The sequence below is a fragment of the Pseudomonas sp. G3-39 genome (genome assembly GCF_054790485.1).
Genome location: NZ_CP186497.1, coordinates 4,909,729 through 4,929,847, shown reverse-complemented (window position 1 = coordinate 4,929,847; position 20,119 = coordinate 4,909,729). Strand labels below are relative to the sequence as shown.

Here is a 20,119-nt window from a genome sequence, read left to right as displayed (position 1 = left end):
GGCCTGACAGACGCTCAGTGGCTCAGGCGCCGTGCCATGACATGCAGCAGCGGAAACAGCAGCGCCCACAGCAGGCCGATGCCGATCAGGGTTGGCACTTCACCGTAAGGAAATTGCACGCCGGCCAGCTGTCCGCCGCCGTAATAGGACACGGCGCCGCCCACTGCACCGAGTCCGCTGGCCAGCCACCACGGGCGGGCGCTCCATTGCAGGCAGTGCCGCAACGTGGTGGCGAGCAAGGCCCAGAGCAGCATCAGCCACAGCGGAATCAGTGGCGACAGGTCCTGGAATTCGAACACGCCGGCAGCGCGCAACAGACTGTCTACGGCTGTACCGACAAGCACCACGCTGAGGATCAAACGGCCTTCCGCCGCCCAACTGCTGATCCAGCCCAGATGAATCACCAACACCGCCAGCGCCAGCAGCAGCCACAGACTGTCGCCGCCGATGACACAGGCCAGCCAGCCGACCTGGAACAGCACGGCATTGGTCAGCCGCTCAAGCATCGAAGCGTCCGAGCAACGGCGCCGGCATCGCGGCCGGTTTGGCCAGCAGCAGTTGCGCGGTGCCGATGGTGCGCTCCAGAAACCCTCCCTCGCAGTAGCACAGGTAAAACTCCCACAGTCGCAGGAAGTAATCGTCGTAACCCAACTCGCTCAAACGGCCATGGGCGCGGCGAAAGTTTTCGTGCCACAGGCGCAGGGTGCGGGCGTAGTGCAGGCCGAAATCTTCCATGTGCAGCAGGTTCATATCGGTCTCGCGGCTGACCACTTCGAGCATCTTCTGCACGCAGGGCAGGGCGCCGCCGGGGAAGATGTAGCGCTGGATGAAGTCGACGCCGCGCTTGGCCTGCTCGTAGCGCTGCTCGCGGATGGTGATCGCCTGCAACAGCATCAGGCCGTTGCTCTTGAGCAGGTGCGCGCATTGCTTGAAATAGGTGGGCAGGAAGCGGTGACCGACCGCTTCGATCATCTCGATCGACACCAGTTTGTCGTATTCGCCGGTGAGGTCGCGGTAGTCGGTGAGCAGCAGCGTTACCCGATCCTGCAACCCCAGTGCTTCAATGCGCCTGGCGGTAAACGCGTACTGCTCTTTCGACAGCGTCGTGGTGGTGACACGGCAGCCGTAGTGCTGCGCGGCGTAGAGCGCCATGCTGCCCCAACCGGTGCCGATCTCCAGCAGATGATCTTCGGGCTTGAGCGCGAGCTTCTGGCAGATCCGTTCCAGCTTGTTCAACTGAGCCTGTTCCAGGCTGTCGTCGGGGCTGAGGAACTGCGCCGCCGAATACATCATGGTCGGGTCGAGAAACTGTTCGAACAGATCGTTGCCGAGGTCATAGTGCGCCGCGATGTTTTTCTGCGAGCCCTTGCGCGTGTTGCGGTTGAGCCAGTGCAGGCCTTGCACCAGCGGCCGGCTGAGGCGGGCCAGGCCGCGCTCCATGGCGTCGAGTACGTCGAGGTTGCTGACGAACACTCGCACCACGGCGGTCAGATCCGGCGAACTCCAGTAACCGTGGATAAACGCTTCGCCGGCACCGATCGATCCGTTGCCGGCGACCATGCCCCACACCGCCGCGTCCTGCACATGGATTTCGCCGAGCAGGTGGCTGCCCGGCGTGCCGAACATCAGGCGTTCGCCATCCTCGACCACCAGCAATTGCCCGTGTTTGAGCTGACTGAGTTGCCGCAAAACGCCGCGACGCAGCAGCGAACCGGTCAAACCGTTGGTGCTGAAGCGACTGACCGACAGGCTAGAGGATTTCATGGCGGTGCTCCTTGGGAGGCACAGTGGCGATCTGAAAGCTGCCGTCGGCAGCCTGATGAGCAAAAATCGGGGCACGCTTGAGCAACAGGCGCACGGCTTGCCAATAAATCGCCAGGCAGGTTTTCGCGGTCATCCACGGAAAACGTCGCAAGTAGCGGTGCAGGCTGTGGCGGTCGAGGGGTTCGCGCTGCAGATTGAGCGTGGCGTCGAACAGCTTGTGCTCACCCTGCCAGTCGGCCATATGCACGCCGAGGTTTTGCGCAGCCGGGCTGAAGCTCATGCGGTACTCGAGATCGCGCGGCAAAAACGGCGAGACATGAAAGGCCTTGGCGACCGCAAAGTGTTGGTGAAAGTCTTGCAGGTCGGTCGGTGTGCGGGCCGGCAGCACGTAGTGATAACGCTCGCGCCACGGCGTGTTGGTGACTTCGCAGAGAATCGCCGCCAGTTGCCCGTCGGCCTCGTGGCAATAAAAGAAACTCACTGGATTGAACGCCAGACCCCAACTGCGCGGTTGGGTCAGCAGGCAGATCGAACCCTGCGGTTGATGGCCGATGGCGACGCCGACTTGCTGGCGCACCGCATCGATCAGGCGCATGCCGCTGCCGGTGAAGGTTTTCAGGTAGTCGGTTTCGCGAAACGAAAACGGTGCAAAGCGGCTGCGACTGGCAAATGGTGACAGGCCGAACACGGCGTCCTGTTCCGCCAGGTCGAGGTACAACAGACCGATCCGGTAACGGAATTCGTGGCGTCTGGGCGAAAAGCGCCGATGGCCAATCCAGCCGCTGTACAGGGCGCTGTTCATAAGCTTTCCCCGAACGCGGCGGCCACGCGCAACGCGCTGACCACGCCGTCCTCATGAAAGCCGTTGGCCCAGTAGGCGCCGCAATAATGGGTGTGCTGCTGACCGTCGAGTTCGGCCCAGCGGTTTTGCGCCGCCACAGCCGCGAGGCTGAATTGCGGGTGGGCGTAGGTGTATTTGGCGAGCACCTTGAACGGGCTGATCCCGGCGCTCTGATTGAGGCTGACGCAGAACGTGGTGTCGCTCTGAATGCCCTGCAGGATGTTCATGTCGTAAGTGACGGCCGCGTGGGTATGGCCGGCGCCGCTCAAGCGATAGTTCCAGCTGGCCCACGCCAGTTTGCGGGTCGGCAGCAGACGGGTATCGGTATGCAGCACAACTTCGTTATCGGCATAGGGCAGGGCGCCGAGGATCGAGCGTTCCGCCTGGCTTGGCGTGCCAAGCAATTGCAGGGCCTGGTCGCTGTGGCAGGCAAGCACGACTTTGTCGAAACGCTCGATGCCGGCCGGGCTGTGGATAACCACGCCGTGTTCATCGCGATCGATGCGCGTCACCGGGCAACTGAGGCGGATCTTGTCGTGGAACGCTGCGGTCAGTGGCGCGACATAGGCACTGGAGCCGCCCTCGATCACCTGCCATTGCGGGCGATCACTGACTGACAGCAGGCCATGATTCTTGAAGAAGCGCACAAAGAATTGCAGCGGGAAATTGAGCATCTCGGCCATCGGCATCGACCAGATCGCCGAGCCCATCGGCACGATGTAATGCAGGATGAAACGTTCGCCATAACCGCCAGCCTTGAGGTAATCGTCGAGCGTGGTATCGGCGGCAATGCGCTGTTCGGCGAGGTCGCGCTGGGCTTCTTTATTGAAGCGCAGAATGTCGCGCAACATGCCCCAAAACCCCGGGGACAGCAGGTTGCTGCGCTGGGCGAAGAGGCTGTTGAGGTTGTTGCCGTTGTATTCCAGACCGGTGTCCGGGTCGGTGACCGAGAAGCTCATTTGCGTCGGTTTGAACGACACTCCGAGCTGGCCGAGCAATCGAATGAAGTTCGGATAGGTCCAGTCGTTGAACACGATGAACCCAGTGTCCACCGCATATTCGCGGCCATCGACGGTTACCTGCACGGTGTGCGTGTGACCGCCGACCCAGTCGCTGGCCTCGAACACCGTGATGTCGTGTCGGCGATTGAGCAGGTGAGCGCAGGTCAGGCCGGCGATTCCGCTGCCGACAATGGCAATCTTCATATCGGGTCCCGCAGCGGTGGGTTGCTGCGCACCATGCGCTTGCCGATCGCCAGTTGCAGGCGCGCCGGCAGCTTCGACAATGGCCACAGCGCCGCCATGAACAGTGCGGGAAAGGCGATCTCCAGCGGACGATCCTTGAGCTTGGCGAAGATGTGCCGCGCCGCTTTATCCACAGGCCAGCTCAACGGCATCGGGAAGTCGTTCTTGGCGGTCAGCGGGGTTTCGACAAAACCCGGGCTGATGATGGTGACATCGATGCCCTCGACGGCCAGGTCGATCCGCAGCGATTCGAACAGATAGCGCAGCCCTGCTTTCGACGCGCCGTAGGCTTCGGCTCGGGGCAGCGGCAGGTAGGTCACGGAACTGGCCATGCCGATCAGATGCGGCGCGGTGCCTTTGCGCAGCAACGGCAGGGCTGCTTCGATGCAGTAGCTGCTGGCGAGCAGGTTGGTGCGCACCACATGTTCGATGATCGAGGCATCGAACTGTCGCGCATCGACGTACTCGCAGGTGCCGGCATTGAGAATTACGCTGTCGAGCGAGCCCCAAGCCTGTTCGATCTGCTGGCCGATTTCGCGCACGGTCTGACTGTTGGTCAGATCGCCGGCCACCACCAGCACTTGCCCCGGATAACGTTGCGACAGCACTTTGAGCGGTGCCACCTGACGCGAACTGACAGCCAGATGCGCGCCGCTTTTCAGAATCTCTTCAGCCAGTGCTGCGCCGATGCCACTGCTGGCACCGGTCAGCCAATAACGCCGTGGAGGTGTACGACTCATCCCATTCTCCTTTTCAACCAGGCGATCACCCGGCCCAATACGGGTAAATGTTCATACAGCATGGCCCCGGCATCGAAATAATCCCGGTGGCGATAAACCTTGTCGCGCCACAGCAGGTGCGAACACCCGGCGACGCGAATCAATTGACCACCGGCCAGACGCGGGTGGCGGTAACTCATGACCCAGCGCAGGTAACCTTCACCGTCAGCGATCTGGTCGAAGCCGTGGAAATCGAAGCGCAGTTCGCTGACGTTGGCGTACAGCTCGCTGAAGTAATGTCGCAGTTGCACCAGCCCCTGCACTTCATGCAGCGGGTCGGTGAAGTGAATGTCATCGCTGTACAGCTCGCCCAGACGTTGCAAGTTGTCTTTGTTCAACTCGGCGAACTGGCGGGCGAAGCGGCGCAGGAATTCACTCATGAACTTCTTCCATAGACGAGCGCGACGGCAGGTTCTTGAACGCCGCCAGCGCGCGTTCGCGCGAAGCGCCGAGATTGACGATCGGCGCCGGATAATCCGCCACGCCGAACAGTCCGCCGGCGCTGGCCGGGTTGTGTACTTCCTTCTTGTTCAGGCCGGCCAGCTCAGGCAGCCAGTGCTTGATGAACAGGCCTTCGCTGTCGAATTTTTCCGATTGGCTCAGCGGATTGAAGATGCGGAAGTACGGCGCCGAATCGGTGCCGGTCGAAGAACTCCATTGCCAGCCACCGTTGTTCGCCGCCAGATCGCCGTCGATCAGGTGGCGCATGAAAAAGCGCTCGCCTTCACGCCAGTCGATCAGTAGATTCTTGGTCAGGAACATCGCCACAATCATCCGCAGACGGTTGTGCATCCAGCCGGTTTCCAGCAGTTGGCGCATGGCCGCATCGATGATCGGCAAACCGGTGCGCGCCTCTTGCCAGGCCGCCAGATCGTCCGGCGCATCACGCCAGGCCAGGGCTTCGGTTTCCGGGCGAAATGCGCGGTGGCGCGAAACCCGTGGGTAGCCGACCAGAATGTGTTTGTAGAACTCGCGCCACAGCAGCTCGTTGATCCAGGTCACCGCGCCGACCTTGCCGCTGTCGAACTCGCCCTGATTGCTTTGCAAGGCCGCATGCAGGCATTGGCGCGGCGAAATCACCCCGGCGGCGAGGTACGCGGAAAGTTGACTGGTGCCGGGTTTGGCCGGGAAGTCGCGTTCGCTCTGGTAGTAGTCAATCTGCGCGTCGGCGAAGGTGTCGAGACGGCGCCGGGCTTCCTGTTCGCCGGCCGGCCACAGTGTGCGCAAAGACTCGCTCGGCGTTGCAAAACCGGCGACGGATGCCGGCACCGGATCGCTGTCGATATTCAGCTTTGCCTGTTTGCCGGGCGTCTTCACCAGCGCCGGCATCGAGCGGTGCAGGCGTTCATAGCAGACCTTGCGGAACTGGCTGAACACCTGAAAGTAGGTTTCGGTTTTGGTCAGTACCGTGCCGGGCTTGAACAGCAGTTGGTCAAGGTAGCTGTGGAAAGCGATGCCTTTGGTTTTCAGGGCCACCGCCACCGCGGCGTCGCGCTGGCTTTCGTGGATGCCATATTCTTCGTTGACGTGCACAGCTTGAATCTTCAATTGCACACAAAGTTCGAGCAGCACCGCCGGGGCCTGATCCCAATGATTGGCGGTGCGCAGCAGCAACGGGATGTTCAGCTCGCCGAGGCGACTGCTCAGCTCACGCAGGTTGCGCAGCCAGAAGTCGACCTTGCACGCGGCGTCGTCATGTTCCAGCCATTGCTGCGGGCTCAACAGATACACGGCAACCGTCGGGCCGCGCGCTGCGGCGGCCGCGAGGGCGGTGTTGTCATGTAGGCGCAGGTCGCTGCGCAGCCAGATCAATTGCATCGCGGTTTCCATTAAATCAGCCCACGCTGAACCAGTTCCTGATGTGCCGAGAGCGGGTCTTCGGCCAGGATCAGATCAGCGATCTCAGGGGTTCTTACGGACAACTCGGTCTGGTGGATGCATACCGTTGGTCCGACGAGCATTTTTGCAGTGCCGATGCCATTCAGCAGTTTTGGCAGCTGCGCCAGATTCATCGCCTTGCTGGAATACAGCAGCACTCCCCGCGCTTGCAGATGATCGACCGCCAGCGCCAGTTCTCCGGCCGGTAGCGGCCAGTCGAACACTTGCACCGGGCAGTCGGCGCTGCTGATCAGCCACGCGCATAGCCACAGGTGAGGTTCCAGTGCCAGGTCCGAGTGATTGATCAGCAGCAACGGCGCAGCGTGTAATTGCCGATTGTTATGGTAGATGCGCGCGCCGAATTTGCTGCGTAACCAGGAATAAAAGAACACCCGTTCCATCTGTGCGCCGAACTGGCCTTGCCAGCGCTGCTCGAGTTCGGCCAGCAGCGGCAGGAGTAATTGCTCGCACAGGGTGCGTGGCGGGTACAGGGCCATGGCCTGGTTGATGCTGTCGTCGAGGTTGCGCTCATTGAGCTGGATGACGGCGCCGAGCAAGGACTGGCGCTGCCGTTGCCAGTCGTTTTCCACCGTCTCGGTAAAGGCTTGCGGAGCATCGAGCAACGGTTTGACCTGACTGACAGCCACGCCTCGATTAAGCCAGGTCAGGATGGTCAGGATTCGTTGCACATGTTCGCTGGAATACAGGCGATGGCCCTTGGGCGTGCGCTGCGGCACGATCAACCCGTAACGGCGCTCCCAGGCGCGCAGGGTGATGGCGTTGACCCCGGTCTGCCGCGCTACTTCACGGATCGGCAGCCAGCCTTCGTCGAGGGCTTTCTTGAAGTCGGCGCCGAGGTCTTCCTGGGCGCTGGTGTCGAGTTTGTCGTTCATCAAATGGCGTTTCGCAGGCTGAGGTTTTCCGGATGCGGCTGCAAGTAAACCTGCCGCGCAATGTACGGATCCGGGTGTTGGCGAAAGTGGTGTTTGAGCAGAGTCAATGGCACCACCAGCGGCACGATGCCGTGGCGGTACTGGCCGATGACATGCTGCATTTCCTGTTTGTCTTCCGGGCTGATCGCCTGTTTCAGGTAGCCGCTGATGTGTTGCAGCACGTTGCTGTGGGTGCGGCGGGTAGCGCATTTCTTCAACGCGCTCATCAACTCGCTGAAATAGCGCGGGCCGAGTTCGACCGGATCGGTCTTGGCCATGTTGCCCAGCAGTTTGCCCAAGGCTTTGTATTGCTCAGGGTTGTGTGCCATCAGCAGGTATTTGTAGCGTGAGTGGAATTCGGTCAGTGCGCGGCGGCTCAAGCCTTGTTCGAGCACCTGCTGCCAGGCGCTGTAGGCGAGCACGCGGGTGATGAAGTTTTCCCGCAACACCGGATCGTTCAGGCGTCCGGCTTCTTCCACCGGCAGGTCAGGGTGCTGCGCACAGAACGCCTGAGCGTAGATGCCACGGCCGCCGCCGTTCACCGGCGCGCCGTTGGCGTGATAGACCTTGACCCGCTCCAGACCGCACGAAGGCGACTGCTGCATGAAGATATAGCCGCAGATGTCATTGAGCTCGCCGGCCATTTTCTGCCCGTAGGCTGCCAGTGGTTCGGTGACATTGATTTGCGGATTGACCGTACCGATAGCTTCAGGAGCATCGGGATCGCCAACCAGGCGGATCGGTTCGCGTGGGATGCCCAGGCCAATCGCGACTTCCGGACATACCGGCACGAATTCGAAATACTCGGCAAGGGTGCGGCTGCACAACCGCGATTCCTTGTGCCCGCCGTTGTAGCGCACTTCGGCGCCCATCAGGCAGGCGCTGATGGCGATTTTGGGCCGGGAAGCAGAAAGATCGGACATGCACACCTCGAATCTATTCCTGTACAGATATTAATCTCTGTACAACTTTTCCTCAGCATAGATTCATGCGTGTACAAGTCAACTCATTTGTATAAGTTTTTCCAGGTTTACCACGATCGACTGTGGGAGGCAGCATTGATGTTGAATGATGCGACGCCATCGCGAGCAGGCTCACTCCTACAGGATCTTTATTGCCAGCCCAGTAACCAGTGATCGTTGTTCTTCAACGTCTGCCAATCGAGACGTTCGGCGCGCTTGGTCAGCACCGCCTGCAACTCAATCTCCAGCACCGTGCCTTCCTCATCCCGGAACAGTTCGGTGACCAGAAAATGTTTTTCGCGGTTTTGCGGGTGGGCTGCTGTCCACTTTGACAGCAGCAATTTTTGCGGATTGATGCGATTCATTGCAGGTGTTCGTGCAAACGGCGTGCAGCTTCCTGGCCACTGAGCCAGGCCCCTTCGACACGCCCCGACAGGCACCAGTCGCCGCAGGCGTACAAGCCCAGATCGGCGTCGGCCAGCGTGCCCCATTCGTGGCCGGTCGCAGGGCGTGCGTAGAGCCAGCGGTGGGCGAGGCTGAAAGTCGGAGCGGGCATCGCGCTGTGCAGCAGTTCGGCGAATGCGCCGTGCAGTTGCTCGATGACCGCTTCCTTGGACAGGTCGATGTGTTGCCGACTCCAGGCGCTGCTGGCGTGCAGCACCCAGGTGTCGCAGGTGGTATCGCGCCCCGGTTTACTGCGGTTGCGTGCCAGCCAGTCGATGGGACTGTCCTGCACGAAGCAACCTTCGATTGGTGTATCCAGTGGCGTATCGAAGGCGAGGGCAACGGCCCAGGTCGGGTCCATTTTCACCCCGGCGGCGGCGCCAGCGAGTTTTGGTGCGGCAGCCAGCAACGCCGTGGCTTGCGGCGCTGGCGTTGCAATCACCACGTGACTGAAAGGACCGTGGGTGAAGCCTTCGGCGTCCTGCAGGTGCCAGTGTTCTTCACCGCGAAACACCTCGGTGATACGGCAGGCGAAGTGCACTTCCAGACCGTCGAGCAAACCCCGGGTGATCGCGCTCATGCGTGGCGTGCCGACCCAGCGCGTCTGTTCGTCCGGCGACAGATTCAGTTGCCCGCCCTGAAAGGTGTAGAGCTGCGGCGTCCACTCGGCGACCCAGCCCAGACTTTGCCAGCGTTGCACCTCGGTGACGAAACGCCGGTCGCGGGCGGTGAAGTATTGCGCGCCCATGTCCAGCGAACCGGCGTCGCTGCGTTTGCTCGACATGCGTCCGCCACTGCCGCGGCTTTTGTCGAAGAGCTGGACGGTGTGTCCGGCCTCTGTCAGCGCCTGCGCGGCGGAGAGTCCGGCGATGCCGGTGCCGATGATTGCGATAGGTACAGTCATAGGGGCCTCGTTTACCTTTCTGTACAGACTACGCCGTCAATGAAACCTGTACAATTTTGTTTTTTGGTATAACTTCTAGCGTTCTCGTTCTGACAGCTTGGCCTATGGTTAAACAATAGAGCCTGCCCGATAGAAAAGATCCCTGCTTATAAAAATAGACTAGTGATCCGGGTAAAACGCCACGCGAGGAAGAAGTCATGCGCATATTGCTGACCGGCGGTACTGGTTTGATAGGCCGTCAGCTCTGCCGACACTGGTCGGGGCAGGGCCATCAATTGACGGTGTGGAGTCGACGCCCGGAAAAGGTCGCGAAAATCTGTGGCGCGCAGGTGCGCGCGATTGCGCGCCTCGAAGACTTCGGCAACGAGCCGTTGGACGCCGTGGTCAACCTGGCCGGTGCGCCGATCGCTGATTGGCCATGGACCCATCGGCGCAAGGCGTTGTTGTGGAGCAGCCGCATCACGCTCACCGAAACCCTGCTGGCCTGGCTGGAAACACGGCAGCAGAAACCGGCGTTGTTGATCTCCGGTTCGGCTGTTGGCTGGTACGGCGACGGCGGCGAACGCGAGCTGACCGAAGATTCGCCGCCAGTGATCGACGATTTTGCCAGTCAGTTGTGCATTGCCTGGGAGGAAACCGCCCAGCGTGCCGAAGGTCAGGGCATCCGCGTGGTGCTGGTGCGAACCGGGCTGGTGCTGTCGGCCGAGGGCGGCTTTTTGTCGCGGCTGTTGCTGCCGTTCAAACTCGGGCTGGGCGGGCCGTTGGGCAATGGCCGGCAGTGGATGCCGTGGATTCACATCGATGATCAAATCGCCCTGATTGATTTTCTTCTGCACCGCGATCAGGCGAGCGGTCCTTATAATGCCTGCGCACCGAAACCGGTGCGCAATCGCGAGTTTGCCAAGACGCTGGGCAGCGTATTGCACCGCCCGGCGTTCATGCCGATGCCGGCCCTGGCGCTGAAGGTCGGGCTTGGCGAAATGTCATTGCTGTTGCTGGGTGGCCAACGGGCCGTGCCGGCACGCTTGCTGGAAGCGGGTTTCACTTTCCAGTTCACGGATTTGCGCGCGGCTTTGGATGATCTCTCCGGCCGCCTTTGAAATAGGACGATGCATGACCGATCACGCCTTGCTTCTGGTCAACCTGGGTTCCCCGGCCTCCACCTCGGTGGCCGATGTACGCAGCTACCTCAATCAATTTCTGATGGACCCGTATGTGATCGACCTGCCGTGGCCGGTGCGGCGGCTGTTGGTGTCGCTGATCCTGATCAAGCGCCCCGAGCAATCGGCCCATGCCTACGCTTCGATCTGGTGGGAGGAGGGCTCGCCGCTGGTGGTGCTCAGCCGTCGTCTGCAGCAGCAGATGACCACCCAGTGGACCCACGGCCCGGTGGAACTGGCCATGCGTTATGGCGAGCCGTCGATTGAAACCAAATTGCTGCAACTGGTGGCGGCGGGGCACAAGCGCATCACGCTGGCACCGCTGTATCCACAGTTCGCCGACAGCACCACGACCACGGTGATCGAAGAAGCCAAGCGAGTGATTCGCGAGAACAAACTCGATGTGCAGCTTTCAGTGTTGCAACCGTTTTACGATCAGCCTGAGTACATCGACGCGCTGGTCGCCAGCGCTACCCCGCATTTGCAGCAGGACTACGATCACTTGCTGCTGAGCTTCCATGGCTTGCCGGAGCGGCACCTGACCAAGCTCGATCCGACCGGCAGTCACTGCTTGAAAAACGAGGATTGCTGCAAGAATGCCTCGCCGGCAGTCCTGGCCACCTGTTACCGCGCCCAGTGCATACGCACCGCCGCCGAGTTCGCCAAGCGCGCGGGCATTGCCGATGGCAAATGGTCGGTGTCGTTTCAGTCGCGTCTGGGGCGAGCCAAGTGGATCGAACCCTACACCGAAGCGCGGCTGGACGAGCTGGCGCAAAGCGGGGTGAAGAAGATTCTGGTGATGTGCCCGGCGTTTGTCGCCGATTGCATCGAGACGCTGGAAGAGATCGGTGATCGCGGCAAGGAACAGTTCCGCGAAGCGGGGGGCGAGGAGCTGGTGCTGGTGCCGTGCCTGAATGACGACCCGCAATGGGCGAAGGCGTTGGCGACCCTGTGCGAGAGAGCGCCGTTGGCCCTCTGAAAGCATCGCGAGCAGGCTCGTTCCCACAGGGGATCTTCAGCGCACCGAAGATCAATGTGGGAGCGAGCCTGCTCGCGAAAGCTATCTGTCAGACAATAAAGATCTAAAGCCTTAGATCAGCGGCTCATCCGCCTTCTTGTTCTTCCAGCCATCATTGCCCGGCAGAATCAGGTTCAGCGCAATCGCCACCACCGCGCACAGCGCGATGCCTTTGAGGCCGAAGTCGTCCGGGCCAGTGCCGGTGCCGACCAGCACACCGCCGATACCGAACACCAGGGTCACCGAAACGATCACCAGATTGCGTGCCTCACCGAGGTCGATCTTGTGACGGATCAGGGTGTTCATCCCCACCGCCGCGATCGAGCCGAACAGCAGGCACAGAATCCCGCCCATCACCGGCACCGGAATGCTTTGCAGCAGCGCGCCGAACTTGCCGATGAACGCCAGGGTGATGGCGAAGATCGCCGCCCAGGTCATGATTTTCGGGTTGTAGTTTTTGGTCAGCATCACCGCGCCGGTCACTTCGGCATAGGTGGTGTTCGGCGGGCCACCAAACAGACCGGCCGCCGTGGTAGCGATGCCGTCACCGAGCAGGGTGCGATGCAGGCCCGGCTTCTTCAGGTAGTCACGACCGGTCACGCTACCCACCGCGATCACGCCGCCGATGTGCTCGATGGCCGGAGCCAGCGCCACCGGAACGATGAACAGGATCGCCTGCCAGTTGAATTCTGGCGCGGTGAAGTGCGGCAGGGCGAACCATGGCGCCGCCGCAATCTTCGCGGTATCGACCACACCAAAATAGAACGACATGGCAAAACCGACCAGCACCCCGGAAATGATCGGCACCAGACGGAAGATGCCTTTACCGAACACCGCCACGATCAACGTGGTCAGCAGCGCCGGCATAGAGATCATCATCGCGGTCTGGTAGTGGATCAGCTCGGAACCGTCACCCGCCTTGCCCATCGCCATGTTCGCGGCAATCGGCGCCATGGCCAGACCGATGGAGATGATCACCGGGCCAATCACCACTGGCGGCAGCAGACGGTCAATGAAACCGGTGCCTTTGATTTTCACGGCGAGGCCGAGGAAGGTGTAGACGAAACCGGCTGCCATCACGCCGCCCATGGTCGCGGCGAGGCCGAACTGGCCCTTGGCGAGAATGATCGGGGTGATGAAGGCAAAGCTCGACGCGAGGAACACCGGCACCTGACGCCCGGTGACGATCTGGAACAGGATCGTCCCCAGACCCGCGGTAAACAGTGCCACGTTCGGGTCAAGACCCGTGATCAGCGGCATCAGCACCAGGGCGCCGAAAGCCACGAACAGCATCTGGGCGCCGGACAGCACCGTGCGCCAGAGCGGATCGTTGAACTCTTGCTGCATGCTCACGCGTCCTTCTGCTTGGTACCGAAGATCTTGTCACCGGCATCGCCAAGCCCTGGGATGATGTAACCGTGTTCGTTCAGACGCTCATCGATGGAAGCGGTGTAGATGGTCACGTCCGGGTGAGCCTGTTCCACAGCGGCAATGCCTTCCGGCGCGGCCACCAGCACCATTGCGCGGATGTCCTTGCAACCGGCTTTCTTCAGCAGATCGATGGTCGCGACCATGGAGCTGCCGGTGGCGAGCATCGGGTCGATGATCATCGCCAGCCGTTCGTCGATTTCCGGAACCAGTTTTTCCAGATAAGTGTGCGCTTGCAGGGTTTCTTCATTGCGGGCAACGCCCACAGCGGAAACCTTGGCACCCGGGATCAGGCTCAGCACGCCTTCGAGCATGCCGATGCCGGCGCGCAGGATCGGCACGACGGTGATCTTCTTGCCGGCGATTTTTTCCACCGACACAGTGCCGCACCAACCGGCGATATCGTAGGATTCGAGCGGCAGATCTTTTGTAGCTTCATAGGTCAACAGGGCGCCGACTTCCTGAGCAAGCTCACGGAAATTCTTGGTGCTGATATCGGCGCGGCGCATCAGGCCGAGTTTATGGCGGATCAGCGGGTGGCGGATCTCGAGGATGGGCATGGAAAAACTCCGGCGGCGGGCAAAAAAACCGGCCTAGATTAATCTATCCGAGGGTGATGTCCTATAGGACATTGAGTACGTTAGTCCATTAAGGCTTGATTCGACCTCACGGGATGCGTACCTTTGCCCGCTTTTCCGAAAACATCCCCCTGGAGAGCGCCATGTCCGCTGATCTCGAGCATATCCGTCAAATCATGCGAGAGGCTGACTGCCTGTACACCGAAGCTGAAGTCGAGGCCGCCATCGCCCGCGTCGGTGCACAAATCAACGAACAACTGGCCGACAGCAACCCGGTGGTGTTCTGCGTGATGAACGGCGGCCTGATCTTCTCCGGCAAACTGCTGACTCACCTGCAATTCCCGCTGGAAGCGTCCTACCTGCACGCGACCCGTTATCGCAACGAAACCAGCGGCGGCGACCTGTTCTGGAAAGCCAAGCCGGAAGTCTCGTTCATCGACCGCGACGTGCTGATCATCGACGACATCCTCGACGAAGGTCACACCCTGGGCGCGATCATCGACTTCTGCAAACACGCCGGCGCACGCAAAGTGCACACCGCCGTGCTGATCGACAAGGATCACGACCGCAAGGCGCGTCCTGATCTGAAGGCAGACTTCGTCGGCCTGCCGTGCATTGACCGTTACATCTTCGGTTACGGCATGGACTACAAAGGCTACTGGCGCAACGCCAACGGGATCTTTGCCGTTAAAGGCATGTAAGATCCCGCGCTATCCCTTGTGGGAGCGAGCCTGCTCGCGATAGCGGTCTGTCAGCAATGTTGATGTTGACTGATACGACGCTATCGCGAGCAGGCTCGCTCCCACAGTTGTTTTGTGTGTGCTGATCCATCCGCGTTCCCCATGCTAGAGTGCTCGGCCCCGCCCCCGGAGCCTGCCATGAGCCTCTTGATCCGCAGCCTAGCCGCCTTGTTGCTGGCCCTCAGTCTGCCGCTGTCTGCGGCGCCGATGCACAGTCAATTTCTGCCGCCGGATGACCTGACCCTGCGCGATGCCGAACCCGAGCAGCAGCAACTGTTGCAAGTCATCGATTATTCGGTAGTGGTCGGTGCGCAACGCCAGTCCAATCAGCAGCCGATTCCGGTCACGTCGCCGCTGATGATTCGCCTCAAGGGTAAGTCGCTGAACAAGGGCGCAACCATCGCCCAGGTGCTGGTCAGTTTCGATGGCGAAAGCAAAAGCCTGAAAAAACCGGTTTACGACGACAAGAGCAAGACCCTGACCCTGTTCTACCCGTTGGCCCAGTACCGGGTGGTGATCGATTTGCTGCGCAACGACACGGTGTATGTACAGTTCCTCAGTTATGCCAACGGCCACATCTGGGCTGATCTGCACACCGGGGCCGTTCGTTCGCGTTGAGCCGGGTGGCAGGGCAGGGGTAAACTGCCCGCCCCGTGTAATGTCTGCGAGCTGGAGTCGGCAATGCGTAAAGATAAGAAACAGGTGATTGGTGACGAGATCGGCGATGAGCAGATCAAGCTGTTCCTCGATTTTGAACCGGTCGACGCCACTTCGCCGTCGCTGCACAAACTGATCAAGGCCTACCGTGGCCTGCGCATCGACGATTTCGAGCGCTTCCTGACGTTCTTCGTGGCTGCCGGTTACGACGTGGATGGCAAGGACGCGCACGGTCAGACGTTTGTTGATCTGATCAAGGATCAGCGTAATGCGGCCGAGTACATCGAGCTGATCGACAAGGCTCGCGGTTAAGCTCACCCGATATCTGTGGCGAGGGGATTTATCCCCGATGGGCTGCGTAGCGGCCCCGAAGCCTGAGTGCAAGGGTGTCAGGTAAATCGCATCAATGGTTTTGCGACTGCTGCGCAGCCGATCGGGGATAAATCCCCTCACCACAAGTGTTGGTGAGCCAGCAGTATTGGTTTTTATCCCAGCAAAAAAAAACGCCCCGCACTCACCGAGTACGGGGCGTTTTTTATGCCGCAAGATCAAGCGAAGCTTGGGGTCTCGCTGCTTTCTTCAACCAGTTCCAGGGCGATGTTGTTCTGCGTGTTGATCTTGCGATACAGCGCAGCATCGGTTTCCAGAACCTTCTCGCGGGCCGGGAAGATTTCCGCCAGTTTGGCCGCCCACTCACCCTTGGCCTTGGCCGGGAAGCATTTCTCGATCAGCTCGAGCATGATCGAAACGGTTACCGAAGCACCTGGCGAAGCGCCGAGCAGGGCGGCGAGGGAGCCGTCTTTCGCCGCAACCAGTTCGGTACCGAATTGCAGGATGCCGCCTTTTTTCGGGTCTTTCTTGATGATCTGTACCCGTTGGCCGGCCACTTCCAGGCGCCAGTCCTCGGCTTTCGCCTCCGGGTAGAAGCGGCGCAGGGATTCCAGACGCTGCTCCATCGATTGCATCACTTCGCTGACCAGATATTTGGTCAGGTCCATGTTGTTTTTCGCCACCGCCAGCATCGGTCCGATGTTGCCGGCGCGAACCGACAGCGGCAGGTCCATGAAGGAGCCGTGCTTGAGGAACTTGGTGGTGAAACCGGCGTATGGCCCGAACAGCAGGGATTTCTTGCCATCGACCACACGGGTGTCCAGGTGCGGCACCGACATTGGTGGCGAACCGACTGCAGCCTGGCTGTAGACCTTGGCCTGGTGGTGCTTGACCACTTCCGGGTTGTCGCAACGCAGCCACTGGCCGCTGATCGGGAAGCCGCCGAAGCCTTTGCTTTCTTCGATGCCCGAAGCCTGCAGCAATGGCAGAGCCGCGCCGCCAGCGCCGAGGAAGACGAACTTGGCGTCGACTTCACGGCTGGCGCCGCTGTTGACGTCCTTGATGCTGACGGTCCAGCCGGCGCCGTTACGCTTGAGGCCGGTGACGCGCTTGCAGTATTTGACCTGGGTGTCCGGTGCGCTGGTCAGGTGCTTGAGCAACTGATTGGTCAGGGCGCCGAAGTTGACGTCGGTGCCGTTCATCACGCGGGTGGCGGCCAGGACTTCATCCGGCGAGCGGCCCGGCATCATCAGCGGCATCCACTCGGCCATCTTGGCCTTGTCTTCGGTGTATTCCATGTCGGAGAAGGCGTGGTGCTTGTGCAGCACGTTGAAGCGTTCCTTGAGGAACGACACGCCTTTGTCACCCTGAACGAAGCTCAGGTGCGGCACCGGGCTGATGAAGGATTTGCACGAGCCGAAGGTGCCTTTCTTGGTCAAGTACGACCAGAACTGTTTGGACACTTCGAACTGGGTGTTGATGTGCACGGCTTTTTTGATATCGACGCTGCCGTCGGCTGCCTGCGGCGTGTAGTTCAGCTCGCACAGGCCGGCGTGGCCGGTACCGGCGTTGTTCCACGGGTTGGAACTCTCCGCAGCACCGGAATCCATCAACTCGACGACTTCCAGCTTGATCGCCGGGTCGAGCTCTTTGAGCAGTACTGCCAGGGTGGCACTCATGATGCCCGCCCCAACCAGAACTACGTCGACTGCTTCGTTATGCGCCATTTAACGCGTCTCCAAAATCTGCAGCACCAAATTGTCGGCATGGCTGCCAGGGAGTGACGGGGCAGGTCAGTTGCGCCCCGGATACCCATGGTCAGGTTCGTCATGTCCGAATCTTCGCAATTTTTCGCAACTTCGACGGATGCATGCGGCCTGGCTTCAAGAGCTCCATGAACTCATTTCAGCACGCGGCTGGCAATTCGACTTATGGTCGAGACATCCGTTTTTGTGCAACCAAATCCGTAGCGGACAGGCTTCAGGCTCCGATGTTCGAGGTATACCCGGTCCTGTGTCGTTGGGCTGTTTCAGACGCTAATGGTGCATGTTCAGACGCAAAACTTTTCATTTGCTCGCCACACTCTTGTGAAGTTGTGAAAACCCGTTTTTTTCACGCTCTTTTGAAGACGTGAACCTCAAAAAAGGGCTGTCCAGGCCTGGCACCCTGCCCGCAAGGGCAAAACAACGCGGTGGCCGAGCGTCATGACAGCTCTGCAGATTCGCGAAAAGCGGGGTTTTTGCCGGAAGAACAGGCAAGCGCGCCAACTTCACTCGATCTGTGTGGGCGGCTCTCTGTGGGCGATTTGGGTGTCGATGCATGCGCATTGACGGTGTTGCGGGGCCCGATCAGGAGACGTCCTTATAATCGGGGGGAGATTGTATCGAAGAAATGCGGGCAGTTGCTCGTGTTTAATGACTTTTATTAGGCATCCGGTCAGATGCTCAACATCGCTTGCACGCGTGCGCGGGGCTGCGACGCTATGACGCGGGCGCTGGCGGGCAGTGGCTGGTGCAACCAGTTGAGACGGATTTCTTCGATTTCCACCCAGCCATCGCCCATCGGCTGCAGGCTGCACTGCTTGAATGCCTGGCAATGACCGTTGCGATCGAGCAGGGCAAAACTGCGGTGCAGTGGGCGTGGGGCGAACAACGAGATCAGATAACGCATGGCCGAGTACCTTGTTGGAGGACTGGTTTGAAGCTTGCCTGGCGGCCGTGACGCCGAGGTGTATGGGCGGTGAACAATCTGTGACAGGAACCGCATTCTCACGGGTTTGTCAGACATTTGAGTATTCACTGTCGGGTGCTGGTGACCCGCAGTGGCCCACCGCTATACTGCCGGCCTGTTTGTGCCTGATTCTGGAGAAAAGAGCATGTTGCAACGCCTGTTGTTCGGTTTGATCACTGTGACCAGTTTGACCCTGGTTGGCTGCGCCCACAGCCCGCAACAACTGAGCCCGGAACCGAAGCTGACCACGCAGTTGGCCCCGGTCGGCCATGGCCAGCAAGTGGTGGTGCGTGTGGTTGACGGTCGTCCGTCGCCAACCCTCGGCACCCGCGGTGGCCTGTACCCGGAAACCAGCGCGATCACCGTGCAGCGCGAGCAGATCCTGCCCAAGTTGCAGGCGCAGGCTGAAGCCGCCGTACGTCTGCTCGGCTTCACCCCGACCAGCAACGGGATGAACGCGCCGCAACTGACCGTGACCCTGACCGAGCTGAAGTACCAGTCGCCGAAAGAAGGCATGTACGTGACCGAAGCCACCATCGGCGCGACCTTCCGCTCCGACGTGCAGAGCGGCAACCGTCGTTACAGCGGCCGCTACGGCGCTTCGCTGGACCAGCGTTTCGGCATGGCGCCGAACCAGGAAACCAACACCAAGCTGGTCAGCGACGTGTTGAGCGATGCCTTGACCCGTCTGTTCAAGGACCCGACCGTGGGTCAGATCCTCGCCGAGTAAGCTGTGCGGTTGATGTGAAAAAGCCCGGCGCCAGTGATGGCTCCGGGCTTTTTTGTGGCCACAAAATTTATCTGAATACTCATACAACTGTGGGAGGGGGCTTGCTCCCGAAAGCGGTGGATCAGTCAACTCAGAAGTCGACTGACACTCAGTCTTCGGGAGCAAGCCCCCTCCCACAGGGACAGGCGTGTGTCAGGCAGCCTGGGAGTAGAAGTCGAGGACACTCACACCGGTCAGCAAATCCGTCTCCGGCAAATCCGCATGCTGATGCCCGCCGAGGGCGCAATACACCAGCCAGTGGCGATCCTGAACATTGAAGGCGAGGCTGCCGACGAGGCTTTGTTGTTCGTCGGTCGGGGTGATGAGGTACATGCGATCCTGGTTTTCGGCGTGCAGCATGTCGCGTTCCATGTGTGTTTCGAGGCGCGCATGGTGGCCGATGTAAATGACGATGCCGTGACACAGGACAGCCATCGGTCGATTGTCAGGTTATTTGTCGCAAAGGGTAGGGTAGTGGCGGAGGGTTTCGGTAGAATCCGCGCCGCGGTCGTCGATCTGGCGCCTGCCACACCGATTCAGTTCCGAGGTCTGTGATGTCGCTGCACTTGATGACGCTGTTTACCGCCCATCCCGCCAAATTGATCAACCTGCTGGCGCTGGCCCTGGCCTTCCCGGGCAGTTGGCTGCTGCACGCGACCCGCCGCCGTGAACAGCGCGCGATGGCCAGCATCGCTGCGCAGCGTCAGGCCCAACCGAACGCCGAACCGATTCTGGATTGGGCGACGCTGCGCATGAACCGCTTTTTCTATCGCTTCGGTTTTGCCTGCCTTGGCCTGGCACTGATCGTCTCATGGATCAGCACCCGCTTCTGAAGCGAATGCAAAACCTTGTGGCGAGGGGATTTATCCCCGATGGCCTGCGCAGCAGGCCCATGATTATTCAGGCAGAATCCTGGGGCCGCTTCGCGACCCATCGGGGATAAATCCCCTCGCCACAGGGG

The 20,119-nt window shown here is 60.5% G+C and carries 23 protein-coding genes; 7 read left to right on the top strand and 16 right to left on the bottom strand.

Annotated features, from left to right (window positions below; genetic code table 11):
* Positions 1 to 14: 14 nt before the first annotated feature.
* The 11 genes from ACOYXG_RS22180 to ACOYXG_RS22130 all read right to left on the bottom strand — a co-directional run bounded on the left by ACOYXG_RS22180 (position 15) and on the right by ACOYXG_RS22130 (position 9,748).
* The gene (locus ACOYXG_RS22180; protein ID WP_460354001.1) at positions 15 to 506 is read right to left on the bottom strand and encodes a DUF2878 domain-containing protein; all 492 of its coding nucleotides are present in this window, start codon (positions 504 to 506) and stop codon (positions 15 to 17) included.
* Positions 499 to 1,764 (bottom strand): SAM-dependent methyltransferase, encoded by a 1,266-nt coding sequence (locus ACOYXG_RS22175; protein WP_096797281.1) that lies wholly within the window; start codon positions 1,762 to 1,764, stop codon positions 499 to 501. Before ACOYXG_RS22175 ends, ACOYXG_RS22180 begins: the two co-directional genes overlap by 8 nt.
* Positions 1,751 to 2,566, bottom strand: a complete 816-nt coding sequence (locus ACOYXG_RS22170) for a DUF1365 domain-containing protein (protein ID WP_097086241.1) — start codon at positions 2,564 to 2,566, stop codon at positions 1,751 to 1,753. The genes ACOYXG_RS22175 and ACOYXG_RS22170 overlap by 14 nt, the downstream gene beginning before the upstream one ends.
* Positions 2,563 to 3,810 (bottom strand): NAD(P)/FAD-dependent oxidoreductase, encoded by a 1,248-nt coding sequence (locus tag ACOYXG_RS22165; protein ID WP_460353998.1) that lies wholly within the window; start codon positions 3,808 to 3,810, stop codon positions 2,563 to 2,565. Before ACOYXG_RS22165 ends, ACOYXG_RS22170 begins: the two co-directional genes overlap by 4 nt.
* Entirely contained in the window at positions 3,807 to 4,589 is a 783-nt protein-coding gene (locus ACOYXG_RS22160; protein WP_027612225.1) for an SDR family NAD(P)-dependent oxidoreductase, read from the bottom strand. The genes ACOYXG_RS22165 and ACOYXG_RS22160 overlap by 4 nt, the downstream gene beginning before the upstream one ends.
* Positions 4,586 to 5,008: a nuclear transport factor 2 family protein gene (locus ACOYXG_RS22155; RefSeq protein WP_027612224.1), complete on the bottom strand. Its 423-nt coding sequence runs from the start codon at positions 5,006 to 5,008 to the stop codon at positions 4,586 to 4,588. The genes ACOYXG_RS22160 and ACOYXG_RS22155 overlap by 4 nt, the downstream gene beginning before the upstream one ends.
* Positions 5,001 to 6,446, bottom strand: coding sequence for a deoxyribodipyrimidine photo-lyase (phrB, locus tag ACOYXG_RS22150; protein WP_150368476.1), 1,446 nt, complete (start codon positions 6,444 to 6,446; stop codon positions 5,001 to 5,003). The genes ACOYXG_RS22155 and phrB overlap by 8 nt, the downstream gene beginning before the upstream one ends.
* Before the next feature lie 11 nt (positions 6,447 to 6,457).
* A complete protein-coding gene (locus ACOYXG_RS22145; protein WP_096797277.1) occupies positions 6,458 to 7,399 on the bottom strand; it encodes a MerR family transcriptional regulator in 942 nt (313 codons plus the stop codon).
* Complete coding sequence (locus ACOYXG_RS22140; protein ID WP_027612221.1) at positions 7,399 to 8,361, bottom strand: YbgA family protein; 963 nt, start codon at positions 8,359 to 8,361, stop codon at positions 7,399 to 7,401. The genes ACOYXG_RS22145 and ACOYXG_RS22140 overlap by 1 nt, the downstream gene beginning before the upstream one ends.
* Before the next feature lie 188 nt (positions 8,362 to 8,549).
* The gene (locus ACOYXG_RS22135; RefSeq protein ID WP_027612220.1) at positions 8,550 to 8,765 is read right to left on the bottom strand and encodes a TIGR02450 family Trp-rich protein; all 216 of its coding nucleotides are present in this window, start codon (positions 8,763 to 8,765) and stop codon (positions 8,550 to 8,552) included.
* A complete protein-coding gene (locus ACOYXG_RS22130) occupies positions 8,762 to 9,748 on the bottom strand; it encodes an NAD(P)/FAD-dependent oxidoreductase (RefSeq protein WP_007967686.1) in 987 nt (328 codons plus the stop codon). Before ACOYXG_RS22130 ends, ACOYXG_RS22135 begins: the two co-directional genes overlap by 4 nt.
* 197 nt (positions 9,749 to 9,945) lie before the next feature.
* Between ACOYXG_RS22130 and ACOYXG_RS22125 the strand changes: the two genes are divergently transcribed.
* Both ACOYXG_RS22125 and hemH read left to right on the top strand, forming a co-directional pair.
* A complete protein-coding gene (locus ACOYXG_RS22125; protein WP_460353993.1) occupies positions 9,946 to 10,848 on the top strand; it encodes a TIGR01777 family oxidoreductase in 903 nt (300 codons plus the stop codon).
* 13 nt (positions 10,849 to 10,861) lie between these two features.
* Entirely contained in the window at positions 10,862 to 11,887 is a 1,026-nt protein-coding gene (gene hemH / locus ACOYXG_RS22120; RefSeq protein WP_150368478.1) for a ferrochelatase, read from the top strand.
* A 111-nt stretch (positions 11,888 to 11,998) separates the two neighbouring features.
* Here the strand turns inward: hemH and ACOYXG_RS22115 are convergent, their stop codons facing one another.
* Together ACOYXG_RS22115 and upp are read right to left on the bottom strand one after the other, a co-directional pair.
* Positions 11,999 to 13,273 (bottom strand): uracil-xanthine permease family protein, encoded by a 1,275-nt coding sequence (locus ACOYXG_RS22115; protein WP_003228120.1) that lies wholly within the window; start codon positions 13,271 to 13,273, stop codon positions 11,999 to 12,001.
* A 2-nt stretch (positions 13,274 to 13,275) separates the two neighbouring features.
* On the bottom strand, positions 13,276 to 13,914 hold the full coding sequence (upp, locus tag ACOYXG_RS22110; RefSeq protein WP_003228118.1) for a uracil phosphoribosyltransferase: 639 nt from the start codon (positions 13,912 to 13,914) through the stop codon (positions 13,276 to 13,278).
* A 161-nt stretch (positions 13,915 to 14,075) separates the two neighbouring features.
* Between upp and ACOYXG_RS22105 the strand changes: the two genes are divergently transcribed.
* The 3 genes from ACOYXG_RS22105 to ACOYXG_RS22095 all read left to right on the top strand — a co-directional run bounded on the left by ACOYXG_RS22105 (position 14,076) and on the right by ACOYXG_RS22095 (position 15,641).
* Positions 14,076 to 14,633 carry a hypoxanthine-guanine phosphoribosyltransferase gene (locus ACOYXG_RS22105; RefSeq protein ID WP_008086142.1) on the top strand — a complete coding sequence of 186 codons (558 nt, stop codon included), beginning with the start codon at positions 14,076 to 14,078 and terminating at the stop codon, positions 14,631 to 14,633.
* 177 nt (positions 14,634 to 14,810) lie between these two features.
* The gene (locus ACOYXG_RS22100; protein WP_460353988.1) at positions 14,811 to 15,290 is read left to right on the top strand and encodes a hypothetical protein; all 480 of its coding nucleotides are present in this window, start codon (positions 14,811 to 14,813) and stop codon (positions 15,288 to 15,290) included.
* 63 nt (positions 15,291 to 15,353) lie between these two features.
* Positions 15,354 to 15,641, top strand: coding sequence for a PA4642 family protein (locus ACOYXG_RS22095; RefSeq protein ID WP_460353985.1), 288 nt, complete (start codon positions 15,354 to 15,356; stop codon positions 15,639 to 15,641).
* Positions 15,642 to 15,877: 236 nt separating this feature from the next.
* Here ACOYXG_RS22095 and mqo read toward each other — a convergent pair whose 3' ends face one another.
* Together mqo and ACOYXG_RS22085 are read right to left on the bottom strand one after the other, a co-directional pair.
* Positions 15,878 to 17,386: a malate dehydrogenase (quinone) gene (gene mqo / locus ACOYXG_RS22090; RefSeq protein WP_027612214.1), complete on the bottom strand. Its 1,509-nt coding sequence runs from the start codon at positions 17,384 to 17,386 to the stop codon at positions 15,878 to 15,880.
* A 709-nt stretch (positions 17,387 to 18,095) separates the two neighbouring features.
* Positions 18,096 to 18,329, bottom strand: coding sequence for a hypothetical protein (locus ACOYXG_RS22085; RefSeq protein ID WP_007912834.1), 234 nt, complete (start codon positions 18,327 to 18,329; stop codon positions 18,096 to 18,098).
* 205 nt (positions 18,330 to 18,534) lie between these two features.
* Between ACOYXG_RS22085 and ACOYXG_RS22080 the strand changes: the two genes are divergently transcribed.
* Positions 18,535 to 19,119 carry a YajG family lipoprotein gene (locus ACOYXG_RS22080; RefSeq protein ID WP_003228101.1) on the top strand — a complete coding sequence of 195 codons (585 nt, stop codon included), beginning with the start codon at positions 18,535 to 18,537 and terminating at the stop codon, positions 19,117 to 19,119.
* A gap of 192 nt (positions 19,120 to 19,311) precedes the next feature.
* Here ACOYXG_RS22080 and ACOYXG_RS22075 read toward each other — a convergent pair whose 3' ends face one another.
* The gene (locus tag ACOYXG_RS22075; protein ID WP_460358533.1) at positions 19,312 to 19,518 is read right to left on the bottom strand and encodes a hypothetical protein; all 207 of its coding nucleotides are present in this window, start codon (positions 19,516 to 19,518) and stop codon (positions 19,312 to 19,314) included.
* 194 nt (positions 19,519 to 19,712) lie between these two features.
* Here ACOYXG_RS22075 and ACOYXG_RS22070 point away from each other — a divergent pair, with 194 nt between their 5' ends.
* Positions 19,713 to 19,991 carry a hypothetical protein gene (locus ACOYXG_RS22070; RefSeq protein ID WP_007967709.1) on the top strand — a complete coding sequence of 93 codons (279 nt, stop codon included), beginning with the start codon at positions 19,713 to 19,715 and terminating at the stop codon, positions 19,989 to 19,991.
* The last annotated feature ends 128 nt before the right edge of the window (positions 19,992 to 20,119 follow it).

Excerpts from the sequence above, each read along its gene's own strand:
- ACOYXG_RS22180 (WP_460354001.1), bottom strand. The coding sequence starts at position 506 with ATGCTTGAGCGGCTGACCAATGCCGTGCTGTTCCAGGTCGGCTGGCTG.
- ACOYXG_RS22175 (WP_096797281.1), bottom strand. The coding sequence starts at position 1,764 with ATGAAATCCTCTAGCCTGTCGGTCAGTCGCTTCAGCACCAACGGTTTG.
- ACOYXG_RS22170 (WP_097086241.1), bottom strand. The coding sequence starts at position 2,566 with ATGAACAGCGCCCTGTACAGCGGCTGGATTGGCCATCGGCGCTTTTCG.
- ACOYXG_RS22165 (WP_460353998.1), bottom strand. The coding sequence starts at position 3,810 with ATGAAGATTGCCATTGTCGGCAGCGGAATCGCCGGCCTGACCTGCGCT.
- ACOYXG_RS22160 (WP_027612225.1), bottom strand. The coding sequence starts at position 4,589 with ATGAGTCGTACACCTCCACGGCGTTATTGGCTGACCGGTGCCAGCAGT.
- ACOYXG_RS22155 (WP_027612224.1), bottom strand. The coding sequence starts at position 5,008 with ATGAGTGAATTCCTGCGCCGCTTCGCCCGCCAGTTCGCCGAGTTGAAC.
- phrB (WP_150368476.1), bottom strand. The coding sequence starts at position 6,446 with ATGCAATTGATCTGGCTGCGCAGCGACCTGCGCCTACATGACAACACC.
- ACOYXG_RS22145 (WP_096797277.1), bottom strand. The coding sequence starts at position 7,399 with ATGAACGACAAACTCGACACCAGCGCCCAGGAAGACCTCGGCGCCGAC.
- ACOYXG_RS22140 (WP_027612221.1), bottom strand. The coding sequence starts at position 8,361 with ATGTCCGATCTTTCTGCTTCCCGGCCCAAAATCGCCATCAGCGCCTGC.
- ACOYXG_RS22135 (WP_027612220.1), bottom strand. The coding sequence starts at position 8,765 with ATGAATCGCATCAATCCGCAAAAATTGCTGCTGTCAAAGTGGACAGCA.
- ACOYXG_RS22130 (WP_007967686.1), bottom strand. The coding sequence starts at position 9,748 with ATGACTGTACCTATCGCAATCATCGGCACCGGCATCGCCGGACTCTCC.
- ACOYXG_RS22125 (WP_460353993.1), top strand. The coding sequence starts at position 9,946 with ATGCGCATATTGCTGACCGGCGGTACTGGTTTGATAGGCCGTCAGCTC.
- hemH (WP_150368478.1), top strand. The coding sequence starts at position 10,862 with ATGACCGATCACGCCTTGCTTCTGGTCAACCTGGGTTCCCCGGCCTCC.
- ACOYXG_RS22115 (WP_003228120.1), bottom strand. The coding sequence starts at position 13,273 with ATGCAGCAAGAGTTCAACGATCCGCTCTGGCGCACGGTGCTGTCCGGC.
- upp (WP_003228118.1), bottom strand. The coding sequence starts at position 13,914 with ATGCCCATCCTCGAGATCCGCCACCCGCTGATCCGCCATAAACTCGGC.
- ACOYXG_RS22105 (WP_008086142.1), top strand. The coding sequence starts at position 14,076 with ATGTCCGCTGATCTCGAGCATATCCGTCAAATCATGCGAGAGGCTGAC.
- ACOYXG_RS22100 (WP_460353988.1), top strand. The coding sequence starts at position 14,811 with ATGAGCCTCTTGATCCGCAGCCTAGCCGCCTTGTTGCTGGCCCTCAGT.
- ACOYXG_RS22095 (WP_460353985.1), top strand. The coding sequence starts at position 15,354 with ATGCGTAAAGATAAGAAACAGGTGATTGGTGACGAGATCGGCGATGAG.
- mqo (WP_027612214.1), bottom strand. The coding sequence starts at position 17,386 with ATGGCGCATAACGAAGCAGTCGACGTAGTTCTGGTTGGGGCGGGCATC.
- ACOYXG_RS22085 (WP_007912834.1), bottom strand. The coding sequence starts at position 18,329 with ATGCGTTATCTGATCTCGTTGTTCGCCCCACGCCCACTGCACCGCAGT.
- ACOYXG_RS22080 (WP_003228101.1), top strand. The coding sequence starts at position 18,535 with ATGTTGCAACGCCTGTTGTTCGGTTTGATCACTGTGACCAGTTTGACC.
- ACOYXG_RS22075 (WP_460358533.1), bottom strand. The coding sequence starts at position 19,518 with ATGCTGCACGCCGAAAACCAGGATCGCATGTACCTCATCACCCCGACC.
- ACOYXG_RS22070 (WP_007967709.1), top strand. The coding sequence starts at position 19,713 with ATGTCGCTGCACTTGATGACGCTGTTTACCGCCCATCCCGCCAAATTG.